This window comes from Pseudoalteromonas sp. LC2018020214 (assembly GCF_016598755.1).
In the GTDB taxonomy this organism is placed as follows: Bacteria; Pseudomonadota; Gammaproteobacteria; order Enterobacterales; family Alteromonadaceae; genus Pseudoalteromonas; species Pseudoalteromonas distincta.
In genome coordinates, this window is the sequence record NZ_CP066804.1 from 2,487,155 (window position 1) to 2,511,990 (window position 24,836).

22 protein-coding genes and 1 tRNA gene are annotated in these 24,836 nt (G+C 39.3%); 2 read left to right on the forward strand and 21 right to left on the reverse strand.

The window, feature by feature from the left end; genetic code table 11:
* Positions 1-235: 235 nt before the first annotated feature.
* From JG479_RS11040 to JG479_RS11120, 17 genes are all read right to left on the reverse strand, one after another.
* A complete protein-coding gene (locus JG479_RS11040) occupies positions 236-733 on the reverse strand; it encodes a DUF2059 domain-containing protein (RefSeq protein WP_138489408.1) in 498 nt (165 codons plus the stop codon).
* 130 nt (positions 734-863) lie between these two features.
* A complete protein-coding gene (locus JG479_RS11045; RefSeq protein ID WP_007378492.1) occupies positions 864-1,196 on the reverse strand; it encodes a Na+/H+ antiporter subunit G in 333 nt (110 codons plus the stop codon).
* Positions 1,197-1,205: 9 nt separating this feature from the next.
* Entirely contained in the window at positions 1,206-1,475 is a 270-nt protein-coding gene (locus JG479_RS11050) for a K+/H+ antiporter subunit F (protein ID WP_182671315.1), read from the reverse strand.
* Positions 1,469-2,005: a Na+/H+ antiporter subunit E gene (locus JG479_RS11055; protein ID WP_002958499.1), complete on the reverse strand. Its 537-nt coding sequence runs from the start codon at positions 2,003-2,005 to the stop codon at positions 1,469-1,471. The genes JG479_RS11050 and JG479_RS11055 overlap by 7 nt, the downstream gene beginning before the upstream one ends.
* Complete coding sequence (locus JG479_RS11060; RefSeq protein WP_039489298.1) at positions 2,005-3,522, reverse strand: monovalent cation/H+ antiporter subunit D; 1,518 nt, start codon at positions 3,520-3,522, stop codon at positions 2,005-2,007. The genes JG479_RS11055 and JG479_RS11060 overlap by 1 nt, the downstream gene beginning before the upstream one ends.
* The gene (locus tag JG479_RS11065) at positions 3,519-3,872 is read right to left on the reverse strand and encodes a Na+/H+ antiporter subunit C (protein ID WP_010554685.1); all 354 of its coding nucleotides are present in this window, start codon (positions 3,870-3,872) and stop codon (positions 3,519-3,521) included. Before JG479_RS11065 ends, JG479_RS11060 begins: the two co-directional genes overlap by 4 nt.
* Entirely contained in the window at positions 3,872-6,664 is a 2,793-nt protein-coding gene (locus tag JG479_RS11070; RefSeq protein ID WP_024603510.1) for a monovalent cation/H+ antiporter subunit A, read from the reverse strand. The genes JG479_RS11065 and JG479_RS11070 overlap by 1 nt, the downstream gene beginning before the upstream one ends.
* 215 nt (positions 6,665-6,879) lie before the next feature.
* Positions 6,880-8,055 (reverse strand): hypothetical protein, encoded by a 1,176-nt coding sequence (locus JG479_RS11075; protein ID WP_200220338.1) that lies wholly within the window; start codon positions 8,053-8,055, stop codon positions 6,880-6,882.
* The gene (nlpI, locus tag JG479_RS11080) at positions 8,042-8,920 is read right to left on the reverse strand and encodes a lipoprotein NlpI (protein WP_002958493.1); all 879 of its coding nucleotides are present in this window, start codon (positions 8,918-8,920) and stop codon (positions 8,042-8,044) included. Before nlpI ends, JG479_RS11075 begins: the two co-directional genes overlap by 14 nt.
* Positions 8,921-9,061: 141 nt before the next feature.
* Positions 9,062-11,188 (reverse strand): polyribonucleotide nucleotidyltransferase, encoded by a 2,127-nt coding sequence (gene pnp, locus JG479_RS11085; protein WP_002958491.1) that lies wholly within the window; start codon positions 11,186-11,188, stop codon positions 9,062-9,064.
* Between the two features lie 620 nt (positions 11,189-11,808).
* On the reverse strand, positions 11,809-12,078 hold the full coding sequence (gene rpsO, locus JG479_RS11090) for a 30S ribosomal protein S15 (RefSeq protein WP_002958490.1): 270 nt from the start codon (positions 12,076-12,078) through the stop codon (positions 11,809-11,811).
* A 153-nt stretch (positions 12,079-12,231) separates the two neighbouring features.
* Positions 12,232-13,191, reverse strand: coding sequence for a tRNA pseudouridine(55) synthase TruB (truB, locus tag JG479_RS11095; protein ID WP_200219306.1), 960 nt, complete (start codon positions 13,189-13,191; stop codon positions 12,232-12,234).
* Positions 13,175-13,657 carry a 30S ribosome-binding factor RbfA gene (rbfA, locus tag JG479_RS11100; RefSeq protein ID WP_002958487.1) on the reverse strand — a complete coding sequence of 161 codons (483 nt, stop codon included), beginning with the start codon at positions 13,655-13,657 and terminating at the stop codon, positions 13,175-13,177. The genes truB and rbfA overlap by 17 nt, the downstream gene beginning before the upstream one ends.
* 109 nt (positions 13,658-13,766) lie before the next feature.
* Positions 13,767-16,427: a translation initiation factor IF-2 gene (gene infB, locus JG479_RS11105; protein ID WP_002958484.1), complete on the reverse strand. Its 2,661-nt coding sequence runs from the start codon at positions 16,425-16,427 to the stop codon at positions 13,767-13,769.
* Positions 16,428-16,452: 25 nt separating this feature from the next.
* Positions 16,453-17,952, reverse strand: a complete 1,500-nt coding sequence (gene nusA, locus JG479_RS11110; RefSeq protein WP_002958483.1) for a transcription termination factor NusA — start codon at positions 17,950-17,952, stop codon at positions 16,453-16,455.
* 39 nt (positions 17,953-17,991) lie between these two features.
* A complete protein-coding gene (gene rimP / locus JG479_RS11115) occupies positions 17,992-18,447 on the reverse strand; it encodes a ribosome maturation factor RimP (protein ID WP_002958482.1) in 456 nt (151 codons plus the stop codon).
* A gap of 281 nt (positions 18,448-18,728) precedes the next feature.
* Positions 18,729-18,805: transfer RNA gene (locus JG479_RS11120), tRNA-Met, on the reverse strand.
* 435 nt (positions 18,806-19,240) lie between these two features.
* Between JG479_RS11120 and JG479_RS11125 the strand changes: the two genes are divergently transcribed.
* Positions 19,241-19,702, forward strand: coding sequence for a globin domain-containing protein (locus tag JG479_RS11125; protein WP_200219309.1), 462 nt, complete (start codon positions 19,241-19,243; stop codon positions 19,700-19,702).
* Positions 19,703-20,013: 311 nt separating this feature from the next.
* Entirely contained in the window at positions 20,014-21,570 is a 1,557-nt protein-coding gene (locus JG479_RS11130) for a cryptochrome/photolyase family protein (protein WP_200219318.1), read from the forward strand.
* A 60-nt stretch (positions 21,571-21,630) separates the two neighbouring features.
* Here the strand turns inward: JG479_RS11130 and JG479_RS11135 are convergent, their stop codons facing one another.
* The 4 genes from JG479_RS11135 to JG479_RS11150 all read right to left on the reverse strand — a co-directional run bounded on the left by JG479_RS11135 (position 21,631) and on the right by JG479_RS11150 (position 24,740).
* The gene (locus JG479_RS11135; protein WP_024595972.1) at positions 21,631-22,077 is read right to left on the reverse strand and encodes an Hsp20 family protein; all 447 of its coding nucleotides are present in this window, start codon (positions 22,075-22,077) and stop codon (positions 21,631-21,633) included.
* A 237-nt stretch (positions 22,078-22,314) separates the two neighbouring features.
* Positions 22,315-22,845 (reverse strand): peroxiredoxin-like family protein, encoded by a 531-nt coding sequence (locus tag JG479_RS11140; RefSeq protein ID WP_200219321.1) that lies wholly within the window; start codon positions 22,843-22,845, stop codon positions 22,315-22,317.
* 113 nt (positions 22,846-22,958) lie between these two features.
* On the reverse strand, positions 22,959-24,356 hold the full coding sequence (locus JG479_RS11145; RefSeq protein WP_082007326.1) for a sigma-54-dependent transcriptional regulator: 1,398 nt from the start codon (positions 24,354-24,356) through the stop codon (positions 22,959-22,961).
* Between the two features lie 9 nt (positions 24,357-24,365).
* Positions 24,366-24,740, reverse strand: coding sequence for an Hpt domain-containing protein (locus JG479_RS11150; RefSeq protein ID WP_039489282.1), 375 nt, complete (start codon positions 24,738-24,740; stop codon positions 24,366-24,368).
* Between the last annotated feature and the right edge of the window lie 96 nt (positions 24,741-24,836).

The window sequence follows — 24,836 nt, forward strand, 5'->3', positions numbered from 1 at the left end:
TATAATGACACAAACATAATTAACTTAAGCTGATATCGGGCGTGTATTATCTGGAGGGGGCGTAATTTAGCAGAGAAGCGCCTAAGTAAGGCGCGTATTAATCTAAGGGCGTGTTGATCATTGGTGATTTAATTTATGCAGACTGTTTGGTCTTTAGGCAAGGCAGAGCCTATGTAGTGTGGTTATTCTCCATAAATAGGCGATAACGCAGCATAAATACCAAACATGCGCTGCCCTAGTTTGATTCGCTACGGCTTTGCTCTAATTCGTCGCTTAGTTGCTGCGCTAAAGTTTGTATTTTAGGCATAGCATCTTTCATTAAGCTTTGTGACATTTGCATAGACTCTTGCATTACAACAGGCATTTTTTCAAGTATTTTTTGCCCTGTATCTGTTTTATAAAACGCTAGCATATCGGCAATTTCTTGCTCACTAAAATGTTTGTCGTACACGCTAATCATCATCGGCTGCATTTTGGCCCAGCTCATTTCAGTTTTTAATACCGTCGTCATGTCGCTGTAGTATTTATCAAAAATTGCCTGTTCAGAAGGCTTAACGCCCATTTGGTCTGACATGCCTTTCATCATACCTTCAACCTGGCCGTACATAGAGTCAACCATTGAATCTAAATTCATTACATTAATGAGTTCATCTATTTTTTGCTGCTTAGTACTTTGTTCAGCATATAAACTACTAGAAAAAATTAGCAATGATAAAAGTAGTACCTTACCCATAATAATATCCTTTCATATAAATAATGGATTTATAGTCACATGAATAATTTGTATTGTAAAGGGTACAAGCAATCATTAAAAAGGCCGAATAAAATGAACTTATTCGGCCTTTTATAAATTAATTTTTGCGTTAGTCGTCTTCTACATTATCTAGGCCTTTAGTGCCTTCTTTGGCTTTTAGCTTATGATGAATAGCTGACTTTATTAGCATGTAACCACTAATCGGTGCCGTAATTAGTAAAAATATAGTGATGAGTATTTCTTTAACACTTAGGCCATGCCCTGAATTTGCAAAATAAACCATAGCAGCAATTAACATACTCGCCATGCCCAACGTGGTTGCTTTAGTTGGCCCATGTAAACGCATAAAAAAGTCAGGTAGTTTAATTAAACCTATTGAGCCAATTAAAATAAACGTACCACCAAATAACAATAATATTGATACAACCCATTCGCTGATCATGTTTTCACCTTATTCAATTATATCGCCACGTAGTAAATACTTACACACTGCAACCGTACTTATAAAACCTAGCATGGCAATAAGCAGTGCAGCTTCAAAATAAAGCCCTGTATCCATACTAATGCTGTATAAAATAATCAGTGCGATGACGTTAATGTACATAGTATCGAGCGCTAAAACACGGTCAGGCACTGACGGACCGATGATCAATCGCCATAAATTAAGCAATAATGATAAGCCAATCATCGAAAAAACAATGAGTAATATGGTGTCTAACATTGAAATATCTCCTTTAGTGGAGCTTCGTAGCGTTGTTTTATTTGTTTGATAAGTGCTTCTTCATCTTTAAGATCAAGCACATGTATCAGTAAGTAGCGTTGCGTTGGCTCTTCACCTTCAGGTAGCGACTCAGCAATTGGATAAACCTCTGCACTCACAGTACCAGGTGTAAGCGATACACAACTAGCCAATATAGTAATTGGCATGTCGTGTGTTAAATCTATAGGAACTTTTATAAAGGCCGGACGCAATTTTTTTGATGGTCCAAGTATAAGTAAAGCCACTTGTAAATTTGCAACAACAATATCGTACAGCACTATAAGTAACTGCTTAAGCGCCAAGCCTGGCTTTAAAATCAGTGGCTGAGGGTCTCGAAACGAAAAACTTAGAATAGGGATAAGTATCGCAAAAATAGTCGCTAATACTAAGTGCCCTACCGATACGCTATTGTTTAACAATAACCAAACCATAAACAAAAATAAGCTACGAAATGGCGTTGGTAACCAACGAAAACGGGCTTGTAATCTCATCACATGCCTCCTTTAAGTACAGCATTAATACCGCCGCTTAGATCATGTAACTGAGTAGCAGCATTTAGCATATATTCACTTATTGGTCCGCCCAAAATAACGAGCAATGGCGAACATGCAAGTAAAGCTATAATTACTGTTACCTGCAACGGATGTGCACTTGCACAATCGGCATTTTCGCTATTTTTGCTTCTATGCTCCCAGAACAAAGTTGTGCCAGCGCGCGAAAGCGCTACTAACAACGCAAAACTTGTTACTAAATATACTGGCCAAAATAGTAAAGCTTGCTCACTATTTAATGTCGCTTTAAGTATCCAAATTTTACCTACAAAGCCTGACAGTGGTGGCATACCAACTACCGTTAAGGACGCAATAATAAAGCACACACCTAATAAAAATGGCTGTTTTACAGAGCGACCAGCTACTAGTCTATCGCCAACTTTACCGCGCTGGATTGAAACTAAGTCTGCTAGTAAAAATAGTGCGGCACTAACAAGTGTTGAATGCACTAAATAATATAAAAGTGCAGCAGTGGCATTTACATTTTGCAATGCTATTAGCGCAACCAGCGTACCTACCGATACTAATACTAAGTTAGAGGTGAGTTTACGTAAGTCTTGTGCAGCCATCACACCAATTGCACCTACTATAATGGTCGCAATTGCTAAGCCCCAAAGCCAAGGCTGGGCCATGTGTTCAAGCGCTCCGGCTTGTTCACCAAATATCACCGTATAAACACGAAGCATAGCGTAAACGCCTACTTTGGTCATAATCGCAAACAATGCAGCAACCACAGGTTTAGCACTTGCGTAAGTATTTGGAAGCCATAAATGCAGAGGTAATAGTGCGCCTTTTAAAGCAAATACTATTAATAGTAGTAAGCCACCTGCTTTTGCTAGGTATACATCATCACCTGTAAGTAGTGATACCTTTTGCGTCATATCTGCAATATTGAGCGTACCAAGTACACCGTACAAAATACCCAAACCGATTAAAAATACACTTGAGCCAACTAAATTTAATATTACATATTGCAGCGCAGCACGGGTGTTTTGTTTATCACCTGCGTGCATTAACAATGCATAAGATGCAATCAGTAGCACTTCAAAAAATACAAATAGATTAAATAAATCGCCAGTTAAAAACGCACCATTTACACCCAATATTAAAAAGTGGACAAGTGGATGATAAAAGCTGCCCTTTTCATCATCGCCAGCACTACCATATAAAATAGCGCCCAAACCTAAAAATGAAGTTAACGTAACCAATAAGGTAGACAACATATCGGCTACTAAGACTATCCCAAATGGTGCAGACCAACTACCAATAGCGTAAACATTAATACCTGTATTATTAATATGTACAAGTAAAAGCACACTAATGGCAAAAGTAGCTATTGCCATTACAATTGAAACTAAGCGGCGAATTTTGACGCTTTTACCACACGGCGGCAGCAATAAAATAACGGCCGTCAGCATAGGTAATAAAATAGGTAGCGAAGCTAAATGTTGGATCATTTTTGCTCCTTATTATCTGCCGAGGTGTTAGGCACATAACCATCAACATGGTCGCTACCTAAATCGGCGCGTCCACGTATTGCCAAAATAACCACGAATGCGGTCATCGCAAAACCAATAACAATAGCTGTAAGCACTAAAGCTTGAGGTAATGGATCGGCGTATTCTGTACCAGTACCAAGTACTACCGCTTTATTAATAGTAAGGCGACCTGCTGAAAATAAAAATAAGTTAACAGCGTATGAAATCATAGTAAGCCCAAGTACTACAGGGAACGTACGAGCTCTTAGCAGTAAAAACACACCGCAACTGACCAATACTCCAACGCAAGATGCGTACAATAATTCCATTAAATATTTACCTCTTTTTTCTGGGTATCTGCCGTCATATTACCTAAGCTTGCTAAAATCATTAACGTAGCGCCTACAACAGTTAAGTAAACACCTAGGTCAAATGCAATCGCGCTGGCAAGCTCTGTTTTACCGACAAACGGAATATCAAAGTAGTCAAACCAAGTTGTTAAAAATGGCTTATCAAAGAACCAACTACCCACACCTGTAAACAAAGAAATACCAATGCCTGAAGCTATAATTTTGCGATAATTAACATCAAAACGTCCGTTTATCCATGCTGTACCATGCGCCATGTATTGCAAAATAAACGCGATTGATGTTACCAGTCCTGCAATAAAGCCACCACCAGGTAAGTTATGCCCGCGTAAGAAAATATATGCAGAAACCAATAACGCAAGCGGTAATAAACTTTGTGAAATACTCGCCAGTAATATTGGATGGCGCTCTCGTGCCCATGGGCGCCCTTCACTGTCACTTGCTGGCATAAATAATGGGATTCGAGAAAGTACTTTAAATATACCTAATGCGGCAATGCCTAATACGGTAATTTCACCAAGCGTATCAAAGCCCCTAAAGTCGACTAAAATAACGTTAACTACATTAGTACCACCGCCACCAATTTTAGCGTTAGCAATAAAGAAGTCTGAGATTGAATCTAATGGACGTGTAAGTAATGCATAACAGATACTCGCTATAACTACACCTAACGTAGAGGCAATTCCTAAATCTCGAAGTACGCGTAATGAACTTGATTCTTTTGGCGTATGCTGGGGTAAGAAAAACAATGCCAGCATAAGTAAAATAATAGTAACAACCTCAACAGTTAGCTGTGTAAGTGCTAAATCAGGAGCAGAAAAGCGTGTGAATACAACCGATACCATTAACCCTACGATTGAGAGCATTAACAACGATACCATTCGAGAGCGATGCCAAATAACGGTAGCAAGAGCACCAATAATCAATAAGCCCGCACCAATTGCATTGTGCACATCAACAGGAGTGAGTGGCATGCTGCCTGCAAGTTGTTGCATTTCAAATAATGGCCAACCGGCACACAGTAAGACTACCGCTAACATAATTACTAGGTAGCGCTGCAGCGATCCATTTTCGATACTGCTTACCTTTGACTGACACCAAGCAACAACACTTAAAATTACACGTTCAAAGGTTTTTTTAGCGTTTAAAGGTGGTAATGACGCTTGAAACTGAAATAAATATTTACGATTAATATAAATAAATAAACCGCCAGCAATCGCCATTGCACTCATTAATAGAGGCAAGTTAAACCCGTGCCAAATAGCCAATTCGTAAACTGGCATTTCTTTTCCAAGTACAGCTAAAGAGGCCGCAGATAAAATGCCATCAATTGTAAAGTGTGGGAACATACCCACTAGCAAACAAATCACAACTAATATTTCTATTGGTACTCGCATATAACGTGGCGGTTCGTGCGGCGTGCGAGGTAAATCGATTGGCTCACCATTAAAGAACACGTCATGAATAAAGCGTGCGGAGTACGCAACAGCTAATGCGCCTGCAACCGTTGCCAGTACTGGAATTAACCACGACATAGAACCAAGCACTTGCTGATGCAGCGTTTCTGCAAAAAACATCTCTTTAGACAAGAAGCCATTAAGTAATGGAACCCCTGCCATTGCAGCCGCCGCGACCATTGCAAGCGTTGCAGTGTATGGTAAGTATCGCCACATACCATTTAATTTACGCATATCGCGCGTGCCTGTTTCATGATCGATAATACCAACGGCCATAAATAACGACGCTTTAAACGTTGCATGGTTAATTATATGAAATATAGCAGCAACAGTCGCAAGCTCAGTATCAAGCCCGAGTAATAGCGTTATTAAACCCAAATGGCTTATTGTTGAGTAGGCTAACAATCCTTTTAAATCGTGTTTGAATAATGCTATATAAGCACCAAACAACAGCGTAGCTAAACCTGTTAACCCAACAAGCAGGAACCACGTATCGGTGCCAGCTAAAGCCGGATGAAAACGTGCTAACAAAAATATACCGGCTTTTACCATGGTTGCAGAATGTAAATACGCGCTCACTGGCGTAGGCGCTGCCATTGCATGAGGAAGCCAAAAATGAAATGGAAATTGTGCCGATTTAGTAAACGCACCCAATAGCACCAATACTAATGCTACTTCGTATAAATCGTGAGATTGAATTATTGCTTTACTCGCTAGGATAACATCTAGGTCATAACTACCAACAATATCACCTAATAGCATTAAGCCTGCAAGTAACGCTAAGCCGCCCGCACCTGTTACAGCAAGTGCCATACGAGCACCCTTTCGCGCTTCAGACTTATGCCACCAAAAACTAATTAATAAAAATGAGCTGATGCTCGTTAATTCCCAAAACAACCACAGCTGAATAACATTGTTAGACATAACAATGCCAAGCATTGCGGTCATAAACAGCATTAAATAACTATATAACTTAGCCATTGAGTCGTTGGCACTGAGGTAGTAACGCGTGTAGAGAATAACGAGCAAGCCTATGCCTAAAATCATAAACATAAACAATAAACTGAGGCCGTCTAACCGCAGAGATAGGTCGAGCCCTATTGACGGGATCCAAGCGAAAGAGTAACGAATGGTTTCGCCCGCTAAAACTGCAGGTGCATGGTATAAAGTTATTCCCAAAGCCGTTAGAGGCGCAAGAGCCGTTAAACTAGTGCTTAAATTGCGGGATAACTTACCTGTGCATGCAGAAATAACACTGCCAATTAAGGATAACAAGGGTATCCAGAGCAAAGTCATAATGTAGGGCCTTTTATAATCATAAGTTTATCAGGGCATCTCTTTTTAATACTAAGGGATGCTTTTACTGCCTGTTTTTAAACGACATTAATGACTATAGTTATACTGAAAAACACTGATTTTGTCTATAAAAAGCGGTTCTGTATGGGTGTTTTTTAAACATGAACTAACAATTTATTAAGCCTACAAAAACAATTAATTAATACTGATAATTGTTAATTTAATATGGCCTTATTTGCAAATGTAAGCGCGCTGGAGTGGCGATAAGAATTACCATTGGTCATATCTAAATGCTTCAACCAAATCTCTCTATACTGCGCCGAGAGCCCTAACTGCTGATATTGCATAATAGACCAATTTTCACTAGGTTTATATGCAACACCACCTATCTGGCAACTCTTTGCTTTATGCCATCCTATTGGGGGCGACTCATCATGAGAAATAAATAAATTAGGTGCCACAAAACCCGTTTTTGCACACAACCATGCTTGTTTAGTTTTAGGCAAAGCATATTCATCTTCAAAACCGTTAAAATGCATCAACTCATGCAAAAACACACTGTATTTTGCTTTTGAGTTTATTAGCATTGTTCCTTTAGTAACATTAGCCGTTCCATCTTTTGGCATCATTACTATAAAATCAAAATTGTTAGGAAGCTGGTTATTGAGTTTAGCTGATTGCCAGTCACACTTTGCTATTTGATTAATGCTACTTTTACACTCAAGCATACCTGCAACGTAAACTGGTTTTGAAAAGCAAAAAATATTTTCACGGGGCTCTGGTTGTTTATTATAAGCATTAATAAACTCGGTGAGTTTATATAAGCCCCTACGATGATCGCTCATAGTCAGCACGTTAAACATACATTGCTTATTAGGTTTGCTTATATTTCTTAAAGATGAAAAACCAAGAGCGTGGATAAACTCACTAGATACTTTACTCTGTGGTGTTTTTAACTGAAGTTTTAGATGATTTAGCACATCCCCTGCTGGTAATTTGTTTTTACTAGCGAGTAACTTTAAATCGCTCCAACGTGAGTGCTCAAGTAACTTTGTTGCTAATATTTTACGCTCTGGGATTGTTAAGTCATTTATAGCGGAGAGCCAAAATTGTTTTGCAGTATCGCTCTGACTACTTTTAATAAGCTTAAGAGAATACATATATTGGGCTGAAGAAATTTTACTGCGGGCGAGTATAGCTAAAGAGGTATTTGGTAACTGCTCTAAGTGATCAGAAAAATAACCAGGTGATTTCCAATAACTTTGTAGCACATTAGCTTTTGCGTTTAAAACATGCCAAAAGCCAATAGCGCCTAGGTGATTACTCGAGCCTGTAAGTAACAAACAACATAGTAATACACCTATTAATTTAAAACGCTTAACTTGCGTCAACACCTTGCATCAACTCAAGCTCTAAACGCGCATATTTGTACTCAATAAACTCGTGTACATTAGTTGCTAGCGCAAGCCTAAAGTAGTCTGATGCTAAATACAGCTCACCTGCTGCTTGATGCATTTTAGCTAAATAAAAATAAGCTTCGCATAAACGCTGCGCATATTCTTGCTCAGTTCTAACACCATCACTAATGCCAGATAAAAATGCATGTTCACTCATATCCCCCGTATAAAGAGAAATTAACTGGTACGCCCATTGTGATTCATCAAGCGCAGTGGCATTTTGTTTAAGTGCATCAAGCGCAACGGCTTTATCCTCTTGTGCTTGTGCTAAATAAACCCATAAAACTCGGTACGGATCTTTTGGAGAGCGAGCTAAAAATTCATTAAAATCATTTTTAGCAAGGCCTGCTCTGTCGCCGTAATACAGTGCGATACCACGATTTAAATAGGCGTATTCATGCTCTTCATCAAGTTCTAGGGCAGAATCGAAAAACTCATAGGCTTTTTCATACTGCTGCATAAGCGTATGTTGAATACCTAAAAAATTATACACTTCAGCTAAATCAGGCTTAAGCTTTACTGCGCGATTAAAATCAATACGCGAAAGAGTTGTCATACCTAGACTATCAAAAAGTACACCACGGTCGTAATAAAGCTTAGCTTGTTGCTCTTCGCTTAAGTCGGCTCTATTTAATAGCTCTGAGTAGCGTGCAATAGCAATTTCACTTCTAAAGTCAGAAGCTAAAGGTGCAGTAAATGGCACATTAACAATCGGGGTTGGTTCTGATTCTGTTGTAGTTTGGCAAGCGCTTAAAGACAAAATAGCAAAAGATGCCAAAGCTAAATGTTTGAGTATCATTAAAATCCTTAATACCAAGATATATCGCGATTAATATAAGACAGACCTTGTCCAATAAGGTTTCATTAAAGCATAAAAAAAGGGGCTAAACAGCCCCTTTTTTACTATCTAGCTAATATAACTAGATTAATAAGTTAGCAATTACGCGTCAGTTGGCGCGTCAGCTGCAGGTGCTGCTGATTCCATTGCTTCTTTAATACTTAGACGTACACGGCCTTGGCGATCTACTTCTAGTACTTTAACTTTAACTTCTTGACCTTCAGAAAGGTGATCAGCCACGTTATTAACGCGCTCAGTACTAATTTGAGAAATATGTACTAGACCATCTTTGCCAGGAAGAATGTTTACAAACGCACCGAAGTCTACGATACGTACAACTTTACCTTCGTAGATAGTACCTACTTCAAGTTCAGCTGTTAATTGCTCAATACGGCTAATTGCATTAGCTGCACTTTCGCCATCTGTAGCGGCAATTTTAATTGTACCGTCGTCACCGATTTCAATCGTTGTACCAGTTTCTTCAGTAAGCTGACGAATAGTTGCGCCACCTTTACCAATAACTTCAGCGATTTTCTTCTGTGGGATTTTCATTGTGTATATGCGAGGAGCAAACATTGATAGCTCTTCAGAAGGAGCAGAAATCGCTTCATCCATCACTTCTAAGATATGTAAACGTGCAGCTTTTGCTTGTTTAAGCGCAATTTGCATGATTTCTTGAGTGATACCTTCGATTTTGATATCCATTTGAAGTGCAGTAATACCTGCAGCAGTACCGGCAACTTTAAAGTCCATGTCACCTAAGTGATCTTCATCACCTAAAATGTCAGAAAGAACAACGAATTTATCGTCTTCTTTAACTAGACCCATCGCAATACCGGCAACAGATGCTTTAATTGGTACACCCGCGTTCATAAGTGCTAGAGAAGTACCACAAACAGACGCCATTGAAGAAGAACCGTTTGATTCAGTAATTTCAGATACTACACGGATTGAGTAAGGGAACTCAGTAAGTGTAGGCATTACAGCTGAAATACCACGCTTAGCAAGGTTACCATGGCCGATTTCACGACGCTTAGGAGAACCAACAAAACCAGTTTCACCTACACAGAATGGAGGGAAGTTGTAGTTAAGCATAAAGTGGTTTTTATGAGTACCAGTTAAATCGTCGATTAACTGTGAATCACGTTCTGTACCAAGTGTCGCTGTTACTAACGCTTGAGTTTCACCACGTGTAAAGATAGCAGAACCGTGAGTACGCGGTAATACGCCAGTCATTACGTCTAGAGCACGAATCATATCTGGTTCACGACCATCGATACGTTTTTCGCCAGCAGCGATACGGCCACGAACGATTTTCTTCTCAAGTGAACCGAAGATTTTGCCAATTTCTTGCTTGTCTAAAGACTCGCCTTCAGCAAGTTCAGCTGTTAATACTGCAACAACTTCATCTTTAGCTTCACCAAGAGCTTCTTTACGCGCTACTTTATCAGTGATTAAGTAAGCTGCGCCTACTTTTTCAGCAGCAATAGTTGCTACTTTATCTTCTAATGCAACATTTTTCTCAGGTGCAGTCCAATCCCAAGTAGGCTTGCCTGCTTGCGCTTTAAATTCTTCGATTGCAGTAATGATCGCTTGAGATTGCTCATGACCATATACAACAGCGCCAAGCATTACGTCTTCTGCAAGTACGTTAGCTTCTGACTCAACCATAAGTACCGCTTTATCAGTACCGGCTACCACTAAATCAAGTTGGCTTTCTTCAAGCTCTTTTAGTGTAGGGTTAAGTACGTATTCGCCGTTGATGTAACCAACGCGAGATGCACCAATTGGACCACTGAACGGGATACCAGAGATAGCAAGTGCTGCTGAAGTACCAATCATCGCAACCATATCAGGTTGGATTTCAGGGTTAACAGAAACAACAGTAGCAATAACTTGTACTTCGTTTACAAAGCCGCTTGGGAAAAGTGGACGAATTGGACGGTCAATAAGACGTGCAATAAGAGTTTCGCCATCGTTAGGACGGCCTTCACGCTTTAAGAAACCACCAGGGATACGACCAGCAGCGTACATACGCTCTTGGTAGTTAACTGTTAGTGGGAAAAAGTCTTGACCAGGTTGTGCTTCACGCTTACCAACAACAGTTACTAAAACTGAAGTGTCGCCAATGCTTGCAAGTACAGCGCCGTCTGCTTGACGAGCGATTGCACCAGTTTCTAGAGTCACTGTATGTTGACCTAGTTTGAATTCTTTAATAATTGCTTGCACTTAAAATATTCCTTAAATGTATTCTAATAAGTTGTCATCAAAGTACCAATTACAGTACATAATTGTATTCAGTTGGAAATCAATTAAGTACTACAATTGGCAATGATGTGAATAATTGCAGATAAACCTTTTTACCTACGCGCATAGTATATACCAAAGCTACTTCAAAATGCGAGTCTAGGGTGTGTTGATCTTTGTGGATTGAAATTTGTTCAATCAAGGGGCGATTTAATCACGGCGCGAGATTTGTAACCTAGTGGGCTAAGTCAAAATCGAGCAACAAAGAGTTAATCGCCCCTAGGATGAACCCGCAGGGCAACGCATGTTTGGCATTTATGCTGCGTTATCGCCTATTTATGGGGAATAACCACACTACATAGGCGCTGCCTTGCCTAAAGACCAAACATACAGCTGCAAAATTAATCACGAAAGGTCAACACACACTAGCTACTAGATTTAAGCTGGGCTAATGAGCGGGTAAATACAACGATGCTTGATAAGCTATGAAATAAGAGTTTTATAATATAATTCAATAAGTTTATATATTTGTTTTATTTTCAAACACAAATTTTAGGCACAAAAAAAGGAGCTAAAAAGCTCCCATTTCTATAATCTAGTTCTTAACGACGTAGGCCAAGTTCTTTGATTAGTGCAGTATAACTAGTGATATCTTTACCTTTAAGGTAATCAAGTAGTTTACGGCGAGTGCTTACTTTACGAAGCAGACCACGACGTGAGTGGAAGTCATGCTTGTGATCAGCAAAGTGACCTTGAAGCTTGTTGATATCATAAGTAAGTAATGCTACTTGTACTTCTGATGAACCTGTATCGCCTTCTGCACGTGCAAATTTAGCAATGATATCGATTTTTTCTTGATTGCTTAGTGACATAGTAACTCCAAAAATTAAATTTAAAAGGTGTCTTAGCCGATCACTAATTCAGCCAAAACGATTAAGCCGGCGTATTCTACCAACTGTGGGAATAACTACAAGTTAATTATTCCCATCTACAACTAATAAGCCACTGCTGGGCACACTAATTGCTTATTCAGGCTTTACGTAATCATCTTGCTGGCTAGCAAGACCACGTTTAACCTTTAAATGGCCACTTGAGTTGCGCTCGCCAGTACCAATAAACACACCATCCGCAACAACTTTAATTGCCCCCTCAGATAAAGCTTCTGGTAACTCGACTGCTTGCCCATGACTAAATACTTTGCCCTGCTCTTTCGAAATTTCAATAACAGGTAAATCAGTTAAAGCAGTGTCTATAGGTAATAACAACGAGTCTAAATAAGTAGAAGGCGCAAGCTCTTCTGCTTTCGCTTTAGCAAGCAACGCTTCAATTTCATCAAGCGAAACCATTTTATCTGCCGGATACTGACCAACAGCAGTTCTGTGAAGCATTATAACGTGTGCGCCACACCCTAGGTTTTCGCCCAAATCATCAACGATTGTACGAATATACGTCCCTTTTGATACATGAGCCGTCATTTGTAATACGTTGTTTTGTTCATCAAATTCGTCAAACGATAAGCTAAACACATTTATTTTTCTGCATTTACGAGGGACTTCAATACCCTCTCGTGCGTACTTATATAATGGTCTACCTTGATACTTAAGTGCTGAGTACATTGATGGATATTGATCTGACTCACCAACAAAAGCTGCAATTTCTTTTGTTAACTGCTCACGCGTCACATTCACATCTTTCGTGCTTACGATTTCGCCATCAGAATCTGATGTCGTTGTACGCTCACCCAGTTTTGCACGAACAATATAGGTTTTATCTGTATCGAGTAAAAACTGCGTAAACTTAGTCGCCTCACCAAAACAAATTGGCAGCATACCTGTAGCAAGCGGGTCTAAAGCCCCAGTGTGGCCAGCTTTTTGTGCAAAATAAACACCTTTCGCTTGCTGCAGTGCTTTATTTGATGAAATGCCTTGCGGTTTGTTTAACAACAAAATACCGTCAACTGCACGGCCTTTACTGCGCTTTGCCATCTGTATCAGTGCCTTCTTCGCTATCTGTATCTTCTACGTGCTTAGTACTTTGTTCACTATCTGAAATATCAGCATCAACACTTTCTACATCTTCATCGACATGCTTTGCGTTATCTTCGCGGATAATAGAATCCACTAAATTAGAAATACGCATACCTTCCATCAGTGAATTATCAACTACAAACTTTAACTCAGGCATTATACGAGCACGAATACGCTTACCAAGTAACGAGCGAATATAACCCGTTGCTTCATTAAGTACTTTAGCGCTTTGCTTAGCTGCATCTTCATCTTGTGTGTTAAACACAGTGATGAAAATTTTGGCATAAGATAAATCACGCGATACTTCTACCGCTGACACTGTCACCATACCTAAGCGTGGATCTTTAATTTCGCGTTGTAAAATTACAGCAATTTCTTTTTGGATTTGCTGTGCAACACGATCAGTGCGAGAAAATTCTCTCATTGCATTTGTCCTAAAATCATAACTTATTGAAATTTAATAATAAGCTAATTAAATAATGGATACACAAATGGGGGCTAAGCCCCCATTTATTAGTTTAGCGAGCTAACAATTAAAGAGTACGTTGTACTTCAACTGTTTCAAATACTTCGATTTGGTCACCAACACGTACGTCATTGTAGTTCTTAACGCCGATACCACATTCCATGCCGTTACGAACATCAGCAACATCGTCTTTAAAGCGACGAAGTGACTCAAGCTCACCTTCATAGATAACCACGTTTTCACGTAGTACACGGATTGGAGCGCTACGTTTAATAACACCTTCAGTAACCATACAACCAGCAATTGCGCCAATTTTTGGAGACTTGAATACGTCACGAACTTGCGCAAGACCAATGATTTCTTGTTTAAACTCAGGTGCTAGCATGCCTGACATTGCTTGCTTAACTTCTTCGATTAAGGCATAAATTACGCTGTAATAACGAAGGTCTAAGTTTTCAGTATCAATCACTTTACGAGCAGATGCATCAGCACGAACGTTAAAGCCAACTACAATTGCGTTAGACGCTGCAGCTAGTGTCGCATCAGTCTCAGTAATACCACCAACACCAGAGCCTACAATCTTCACTTTCACTTCATCAGTAGAAAGTTTAGTTAGTGAATCAGAGATTGCTTCGATAGAACCTTGAACGTCTGCTTTAAGTACCACGTTAACTTCAGAAACATCACCTTCAGTCATGTTAGTAAACATGTTTTCAAGCTTAGCTTTTTGTTGACGTGCTAGTTTAACATCGCGGAACTTACCTTGACGGTATAAAGCAACTTCACGCGCTTTACGCTCATCTTTAACTACAGTTGCTTCGTCGCCCGCAGCTGGAATACCAGAAAGACCTAAAATCTCGACTGGAATCGATGGACCTGCCGACTTGATGTCTTTACCGTTTTCATCGCGCATTGCACGAACACGGCCATACTCAAGACCACATAATACAATGTCACCTTGGTTAAGCGTACCAGATTGAACAAGTACTGATGCAACTGGACCACGGCCTTTATCAAGACGAGATTCAATAACAACACCTGCAGCCATACCTTCGGTAGGGGCAGAAAGCTCTAAAAGCTCAGATTGCATAAGTACGGCTTCAAGAAGGTCATCAATACCTAGACCAGTTTTAGCTGAGATATGAACGTACTGCGTATCGCCGCCCCATTCTTCAGGGATAACGTCTAGCTGAGCTAGTTCGTTTTTAACGCGATCTGGATCTGCGCCTTCTTTATCCATTTTGTTTACAGCAATGATTAAAGGAACGCCAGCTGCACGTGCGTGCTGTACCGCTTCTTTAGTTTGTGGCATAACACCATCATCTGCTGCAACCACTAAGATTACGATATCTGTCGCTTTAGCACCACGAGCACGCATTGATGTAAATGCAGCATGTCCTGGAGTATCTAAGAAGGTAATCATATTGCCGTTTACATCAACATGGTATGCACCGATATGCTGTGTAATACCACCGGCTTCGCCAGAAGCAACCTTCGCAGAACGAATGTAATCTAGAGTCGATGTTTTACCATGGTCAACGTGACCCATTACAGTTACTACTGGAGCTCGAGGCTCTGACTTACCATCTTCATGGCGGTCGTTAAGTACTGTTTGCTCTAATTCGTTTTCTTTAACAATGATAACCTTGTGACCCATTTCTTCTGCAACTAGTTGTGCAGCTTCTTGGTCGATCACTTGGTTAATAGTAACCATGTCACCCATTTTCATCATTGTTTTAACAACTTCAGCGCCTTTAACAGCCATGCGTGATGCAAGCTCAGCTACTGTAATTGTTTCGCTAATACGCACTTCATTTTTAACATCAACAGTTGGTTTTTGGAAACCATGCTGCAGCGATGCTGGTGCTTTTAATTTAGACTTGTTACGGCCTCTTGACGCTGCAAATTTATCTTTTGCTGGCGCTTTTTTCTTTTTCTTAGCACGGCGAGTGCCTTGCTCATCACGAGCATCGGCAACATCTTCTGCTTCACGTGCATAAGTCGAAGTCGTAAGATGGTGATCCGCTGTTTCTTCGCGTTTCTTACGTTCTTCTTCTTCTTTCTTCCAGCGTGCTGAATTCTCTTCAGCTAGCTTTCTTGCCTCTTCTGCTTGACGTTTCGCTTCTTCTTCAGCTTTCTTCAATGCGGCCTCTTCTGCTTCTTTTTGCAGACGCTCAGCTTCTATGCGATCTTTCTCAGACTTAGCACTTTGCTCTGGGGTCATCTGCTTTTGTTTCGCTTTACGCTCTGCATCAGCTTTGCGTTTAGCTTCTTCTTTGGCTTTACGGTCAGCTTCTTCTTTCGCTTTACGTTCTGCCTCTTGTTTCGCTTTTAATTCTGCGGCTTCTTGTTCAGCTTTTTGTTGCTGTTCAAGACGGGCTTTTTCTTCAGCGGCTAAGCGTGCTTGCTCTTGTTCTTGTTCCATTGCGCTTTTCTTCACGTAGGTACGTGTTTTGCGAACTTCAACTTGAACATCTTTAGCTTTACCCGTAGAACCAGTCACACTTAATGTGCTTTTGCTCTTACGTTGTAAAGTCATACGCGCTGGGCCATCTGAACCTGTACCACCATGATGCTTGCTTAAATGATCAAGTAACGTTGCTTTTTCAGCTTCTGTTACGTTATCAGTTGCTTGCTTAGTGATACCTGCTTGTGAAAACTGCTGTAGCAATTTATCAACAGTTGTACCTATATCGCCGGCTAGTTTTTCAACATTTACTTCTGCCATAGTGTGTAATACCTCCGTTAATAAATTACTCGTCTGCAAACCAACAAATGTTTCGTGCAGCCATAATCAGTTCACCCGCTTTTTCAGATGAAAGTTCTGTGATATCAACTAATTCGTCAATACCTTGCTCTGCCAAGTCTTCAAGTGTAACAACACCTTTGCTTGCCATAACAAATGCTAAGTGACGCTCTAAGCCTTCAAGCGCAAGTAAGTCTTCAGCTGGCTCTGCGCCATCTAAGCTTTCTTCCGTTTTAAGTGCTTTAGTTGTCAATGCATCTTTTGCGCGTGAACGCAATAAATCTACAGTCTCTTCATCAAGACCATCAATTTCTAAAAATTCAGACGCAGGTACATACGCCACTTCTTCAAGTGTCGAGAAACCTTCGTTAATAAGTAATGATGCAAACTCATCATCTATATCTAAATTTTCAGTGAATAAGTTAAGTAACTTATCAGATTCAGCTTCATTTTTAGTACGCATGTCTTCAACAGTCATTACGTTTAGTTCCCAGCCAGTTAATTGGCTTGCTAAACGAACATTCTGACCATTACGACCAATTGCTTGCGCTAGGTTATCGGCTTCTACAGCGATATCCATTGAGTGAGTGTCTTCATCCATTACGATTGAAGCAACTTCTGCTGGCGCCATTGCATTGATAACAAATTGTGCTGGGTTGTCATCGTAAAGTACGATATCAACACGTTCGCCACCAAGCTCAGACGATACAGCTTGAACTCGTGCGCCACGCATACCAACACATGCACCGATTGGATCAATGCGTTTGTCGTTAGATTTAACAGCAATTTTAGCGCGTGAACCTGGATCACGTGCAGCTGCACGTAACTCAATCATCTCTTCGCCAATTTCTGGCACCTCAATGCGGAATAATTCCATTAGCATTTCAGGTTTAGAGCGCGTTACAAATAATTGTGCACCGCGTGCTTCAGGTTTAACTTCATATAAAAGACCACGGATTCGATCACCCGGGCGGAAGTTTTCACGTGGCAACATGTCATCACGGTAAATTACCGCTTCTGCGTTGTTACCTAAATCAAGTACGATTGCATCGCGAGTTGCTTTTTTAACAACACCCGTTACCAGCTCGCCTTCTTGATCTTTGTATGCTTCAACAACTAAAGCGCGCTCAGCTTCACGTACTTTTTGTACGATAACTTGCTTAGCCATTTGTGTTGTAATACGGTCAAATTTGATTGAGTCGATTTGTTCTTCAACATAATCACCCATTTGCAAATCAGGTTCTTCAACCTGTGCTGCTTCTAGAGTGATTTCGCTGTATGGGTTCTCTAATGAACCATCTTCTAATACAGCGGCAATTTGCCAGCGACGGAACGTATCGTAATCACCGGTTTTACGGTCAATTGCTACACGTACTTCAATTTCGCCATCGTGTTTTTTCTTTGTCGCTGTCGCTAGAGCGAACTCTAGAGCTTCAAAAATCTTTTCTTTTGGAACCGCTTTCTCATTGGAAACGGCTTCAGCAACCAATAATATCTCTTTTGCCATGGGTAATGCCTCGCTTGCCCTATTCCTTCGCACTCGAATTTAAAACTTCGCGATTAAATTCGCACGTTCGATGTTACTAAGCATGATCAGATGCTCTGCACCATCGCTAGATAGTGTGATCATATCGCTGCTAACTGCTACTAAGTCGCCTTTAAAATTACGACGACCATCCTGTGGAAGTTTAGTACGCACGCGTACTTCCTCTCCTTGCGCCTGCTCGTAGTGATCTTGTTTGAATAATAGACGATCAACACCAGGAGACGATACTTCCAAATCATATTCATTTGTAATTGGGTCTTCGACGTCTAAAATCGCACTAATTTGGCGACTGGCATCCGCACAGTTATCAACTGAGATCCCATCCTCATGAGCAATATATACTCTTAAGGTAGAATGGCGACCCGCTTGTACAAATTCAAGACCATGCAACTCAAAGCCTAACATTTCTACCGCAGGCGTTAACATGGTTACTAAATCTTGTTCAAGTTTTGTCACGAAAATCCTCCATACAAACAAAAAAAGGGCTTATAGCCCTAAAATACTGAGTTTAAATTTTAATTTGATAGCAATTGCCACAAATCGTAAGGTGCAGATACAACAACGCCCCGAACCAAGCGGGGCGTCACACCAATAAAGCATAAAACTGTGTGGCCGAGGGCCAAGCTTGGTTGCGAGTCAGTAAACTGACCTAATTAAACTACATAGCCTAAAACGCAAAACGCGCATTACTTAGAATGCGCGATATAAATTAGTAAGGTAATACCTACTAGTAGAATTGGTTGCGGGAGCCGGATTTGAACCGACGACCTTCGGGTTATGAGCCCGACGAGCTACCAGACTGCTCCATCCCGCGCCAATAGATATCAAACCTTAAATTTAATATCGCTGTTAGCTGTTATACAACACGCTAAACAATGGCCGCTATTATAAGGATGTACAGGATAATTAGCAACTATAATACGCAATTAGTTTATAAAATTTGCAATTCGTCAAGATGCTAATTTAATGTATATGTAAGTAACATAAGTAATCAGCCAACTTTATAAAATTCCCATACTTGAGTCATAAAATGTAGTAGCTTATTATTTCAGGATAAAAATCAGATAAACTGAAGTTTAATAACTCTTAAAATACGTTTTAAAGGCTCACTAATTACCAGAAAGTAAATAGATATAATAAAAAGCCATACTTTCACACTAAAAAAACGTGCAGAATTTGAACTGCCCGCTATAATCAACATTATTCCTACTTGATAATAATAGTTATTACTCACTGCAACGAGATAAAAATGAATCAACAACAATCAGCATTATTAAATAACTTAACAATTATTAAGCCTAACTTTCATGCGTTTACGGCTAAATTTCATAGTAAATTAGCCCAATCTAGTATTGAGATGAATTACCCGACGGCCTTACAGTTTAACGAAAAGAGCTTTACCCTCTTTTGCGTGTTAGAACGAATTGTTAAGCATTTAGATAAACCAGCATCGGTAGCTCCTTTTTTAGCTCACCATTTAATGTATCTAAAAAAAAGCGGCGCTTCACACAGTGACATTGCCCTTTTATCTAACGCTTTTTACGAAACCCTTGAAGAGCACCTTGGTAAGCATTTTACTACTGAGAGTCAGTTCGCTTGGAAAAAAGCGCTTAGGTACTTTGAAAGCTTTGCAAGCAATGTTCTTTTCAACGTTACCAATGTGGTTTCGTTACAACAAAGAATGCAGCAAAAGCAAAGTAATAAAATTTAGATATTCAATTGGGGGGAGACTTAATTTACTTAATCTCCCCTTAATTAGACTCATTTTAACACCATGGTCAAAAACGCCTTGATATGCGGTTAAGCTTTTTTGCCCTATTGCTAACAGCACACTGTATTGTGTTATTTACCGCCTATATTCGTTTTACTAATCTATTATTAAACTCAAGAAACAACTAATCCCCAGCATTAAAAACAGCAAACTATTGTCGTTACGCACTTATTTACTCCTATTTGCTTGTTGTAAAATATTAAAACGATCGTTTAATTAGCTATGCCCGTATAAAAAAATTTGGCTTTACTATGACCCATCATAAAACACTTAGATTAATACTAGGCGATCAGCTAAACCCATCTCATTCATGGTATAAACAAAAAGACGACGACACGCTTTATCTCATCGCAGAATTAAAACAAGAAACCGACTACGTTAAGCATCACATTCAAAAACTATGTGCTTTTTTTAATGCTATGGAAAACTTTGCGACTGCATTAAAAACGGCAGGTTTTAATGTTTTGCATTTAACTCTTGACGATACCGCTGACGACAAAGATTTAATTGAATTACTCAAGCGAATTGCCGATAAATACCAATGCGAAACTATTGAATATCAATACCCTGATGAGTTTAGGCTTAAGTCTCAATTAGCTAAGTTTAAAAGTGATGGCTCATTTGATGTAATTGCCACAGATACTGAACATTTTTTATTACCGTTCACCGATATAAAAACACGCTTTACAAAAAACAAGCATGTAACAATGGAGCACTTCTATCGTGCTATGCGTAAGCAGTTTAATATATTAGTTGATGATACTAAGCCAACCGGTGGCAAATGGAATTTTGACAGTAATAATCGTAATAAATTTTCCAAAAACGACTTAGCAAATATCCCAGAGCCTAAGTTATTCAATACTGATGTTAGCAGCATTATTTCCCGTTTAAATAAGCATAAAGTCGCTTATTTTGGTCAAATAGATGAGCATTCACTAGAGTGGCCAACAACAAGAAAACAAGCCATTGAATCTCTCGAATACTTTTGCGAGCATTTACTTAGTTGCTTTGGTCACTTTCAAGATGCGATGACAGATCAAAGTAAAAATAATACCAGCTTGTACCATAGCCGATTATCGTTTGCCCTAAACGCGAAAATACTCCACCCGTTATATGTAATCAAACGTGTAATAAGAGAATACGAACAAAGACCCAGTGAAATATCCCTCTCGCAAGTAGAGGGCTTTACTAGGCAAATATTAGGTTGGAGAGAATATGTACGTGCCATTTATTGGATTAACATGCCCGACTACGCTGTTAAAAATCAATTACAAGCCAAAAACACACTACCATCTTATTTTTGGAACAGCTCTACAAAAATGAATTGCCTAAGCCACTCATTAAAACAAAGCCTTGAAACCGCTTATGCCCACCATATTCAACGCCTAATGGTTATTGGAAACTTTTGCATGCTTACAGGAATAAACCCTAATGACGTAGATAACTGGTACCTAGGTGTTTATATCGATGCCATAGAGTGGGTAGAGATGCCCAACACCCGAGGAATGAGCCAGTTTGCCGATGATGGAATAATTGCGACTAAACCTTATGCTGCAAGCGGTAACTACATTAATAAGATGAGCGATTACTGCAAAAGCTGTCAGTACGATGTAAAACAAAAAGTAGGTGATAAAGCTTGCCCGCTAAATAGCCTGTACTGGCATTTCATGAATAAACACAGAGACAGGCTAGAAAAGAACCCACGTATTGGTATGGTATATAAAAACTGGGATAAACAAGAAAAAACACTCCAAGAACAAACGCTGCAACAAGCAACCTACTACCTCAATGATTTAGAAGCGCTGTAAACAAAAAAGCCGCCTCGAATGAGGCGGCTAAGTAATCAGGGGAATATGTACTTTAGAAGATTATTTACCTTCTATTAGATTGCTATTGCCAATTTCAATTTTACGTGGTTTTAGCGCTTCAGGGATTTCACGTTCTAAGTCGATACTTAGTAAGCCATTGGCTAAATCTGCGCCAAGTACTTTTACATGATCTCCTAACTGGAATTTACGTTCGAAGTTACGCTCAGCAATACCTTGATGAATAAATTTACGCTCTGCGTTTTCATCTTTATTTGCTTTAGTACCTGTAACTTTTAATGTGTTATTTTCTGACTCAATGGTTAATTCGTTATCGCTAAAACCGGCAACGGCCATAGTGATTCTGTATTTGTCTTTATCGAGTGCTTCTATGTTGTAAGGAGGAAAACTTGGCTGCTTATCTGTATTAGCTGCCGCATCCATAAGTGATGCTAAATGTTCGAAGCCGATAAATGAACGATAAAGTGGTGATAAGTCTACTGTACGCATAATAATATCCTCATATTTAAGCGATATTTTGCATGTGCTTTTCTATTGAACAAGCTCAAGCAAAGTTTAATTAATAATATAAATTTCAATTATTTAAGTTTAATTTAGGACCCATCAGGCGTCCTACTTAACTATATATGGACGGTAAAATTGTTTTCAAGAGATTAATTTTAAAAAAATTAAAAATAAATAAAAAAAGGCACTAAAAAGTGCCTTTTGAAACCATGAAAATGAATGTTATTTAATAAATGTGCCTCGGATTGGGTAGTCGTTTTCTCTAGAAAACTTAATTCCACCTAGCAGTTGCTCTAAATCAGGACGAACAAATGGGCTGTTTGATATATCGACCATTTGAAGCTGATTTTTTCCATTAAGTACAAAAATGCCTGGCTCAGCAAATGGATGATCAGTTTCTGCATCACTGCGAGGCTCGCTGATATGTAGCCCTAAATCGGTCATTTGTTCGATTGTTAAACCATAGTAAATTGGAAAGTTAATATCTATTTTTTCAAGATGTTTATTAAGCTGCTCATGGCTATCACCACTTACTGCAACCACTTCAACACCAGCATCTTTAAAGTCTTTATGAACTTTAGCAAGCTCGTTAAGTTGCGCAGTACATTTAGGGCAGTGCTGGCCTCGATAAACAACAATCATTTTCCAGGGAGAGTCACTTACTCTATCAACTAAATCTACCTTATTCTCATCAACATCACTCACTACTAGTGATGGCATAATATCCGCAGGTTTTAAACTAGTGTTACTCATTGCGATCTCCTTTTACTGTTTCAGATTAAAAATTAATTTGCTCTTACCCATAGAGCTTAGGGTAACTTTTATTAATTCAACCTGAAAAGTGTAATTAAAAATCGATTATAACTTTAAGACCATCCCTTTATTTTTCTATAAATGGTAGATGCACTAACCCCTAGATAAGCAGCAGCAAGAGGAATATTGTCTTCACAGCTTTTAATTGCATTTTCAATCGCCCTTTTTTCAACTTGCCACAAAGGTTCTATATCGTGAACAGACATAGGCGATAATTGAACACTCTGCTCGTTTGTATTGTGAACTGACTTAGCGGATATCGAGTGCTTCACAGCGCCTAACCCAAATGAGCTTGGTAGCATGTCTTTTTCAATTACATCGCCATCATTAATAACGACGGTGTTTTCAATTACATTTTGTAGTTCGCGAATATTTCCTGGCCAATCGTAATTACAAAAAAGCGCCTTAACTTCATCAGAAAAACCAGTGAAATGCTTTGCATTACTATCGCTTTTTTGTTTCAAAATATACTCAGCAAGCAGTAATATATCGCCTCCGCGTTCTCTTAAAGGGGGGAGCTTTACGGGGATAACATTTAAACGGTAATATAAATCTTCTCTAAAACGCCCTTCTGCTACCTCTATGATTGGGTTTCTGTTTGTTGCACAGACTAAACGAACATCGCTGTGTAATACTTCACTACTACCCACCTTACTAAAAATGCCTGTTTGTAAAAAGCGTAATAACTTTGCTTGTAAGTTAAGTTCCATTTCACATAATTCATCTAAAAATAAGGTACCGCCGTTGGCCACTTCAACAGCCCCTTTTCGATCGCTTAATGCCCCACTAAACGCACCTTTAACATGACCAAAAAATTCTGATTCAAATAGCTCAGCAGGGATAGCTGCACAGTTTATGGCAATAAATGGTCCTGTATTTCTCGGGCTTGTATCATGAAGGGTTTGTGCGCAAACTTCTTTACCGGTTCCACTTTCACCTGTGATAAATACACACGCTTTACTTCTAGCTGCACTATCAAGTAATCTAAAAACGGTTTTCATTGCCAGTGATTCACCAACAAAATCTTGATTTTTATCCCTGTTTTTAACCAATGGTTGAACTTTAACTTGCTCTTTTGGCGTCAACGCACTTTCTACTGAGCTAATGAGTCGTTGACTTGTGAAAGGTTTTTCTAAAAAATCAAAACCGCCTAAACGCATTGCTTCCACTGCAATATCAATAGAGCTGTTTGAGGTGATCATGACTACATTAGCAGGATTTTTCTGCTTATTTACAAATTGTAATACCTCAAGCCCACTTATATCTGGCAAGCATACGTCTTGTACTATGACCGCTGGCATTTTTTCTTTAATACCTACTAAAGCAGAGTACCCATCTGTAAAGTGTTTGCATTGGAAACCAGCCTGTTCAAGCTGACTTGCATATAAAGCACCACTGGCAATACTATCTTCAACAATATAAACAAGACCTTTATCGATTATATCTGACACGGCTTTCTCCTAGATAGCTATACTATTACTCATTATTTGATACGCATCTCGGGTTTTATCCAAGTTGTGTTTAATAACAAGCGCTGCGTGCAAGTTTTCTTGTGTAGTTGACGGTGGCGAATCGTGTAATTGTGTTGCTAACGCAGCTAAAGCAGATGCACCATATAAAGCTGCTGAATTTTTTAAGACATGCATTACTTCTTTAATTTTTATAGTATCTTCACTACTAATTGCCGTATCTAATTGGTTAGCCATAGTAACTAATTCATCAATAAATAATTTAATTAAACGAGCTAACACGGTTGTCCCAACATCCTTTTCGAGTTGAGTTAATACATTTAGCTCGGTAATACTTTTATCGACAAACTGCTCTGATATGGGCATAGATAACCTTTGTGGAAGTTAAAACTTCGTACACTAATAATATGTAAGAGTTGTAGTTTAAGAGTAATTTGTTTTTTGCATTTTGCAAATCAAAAT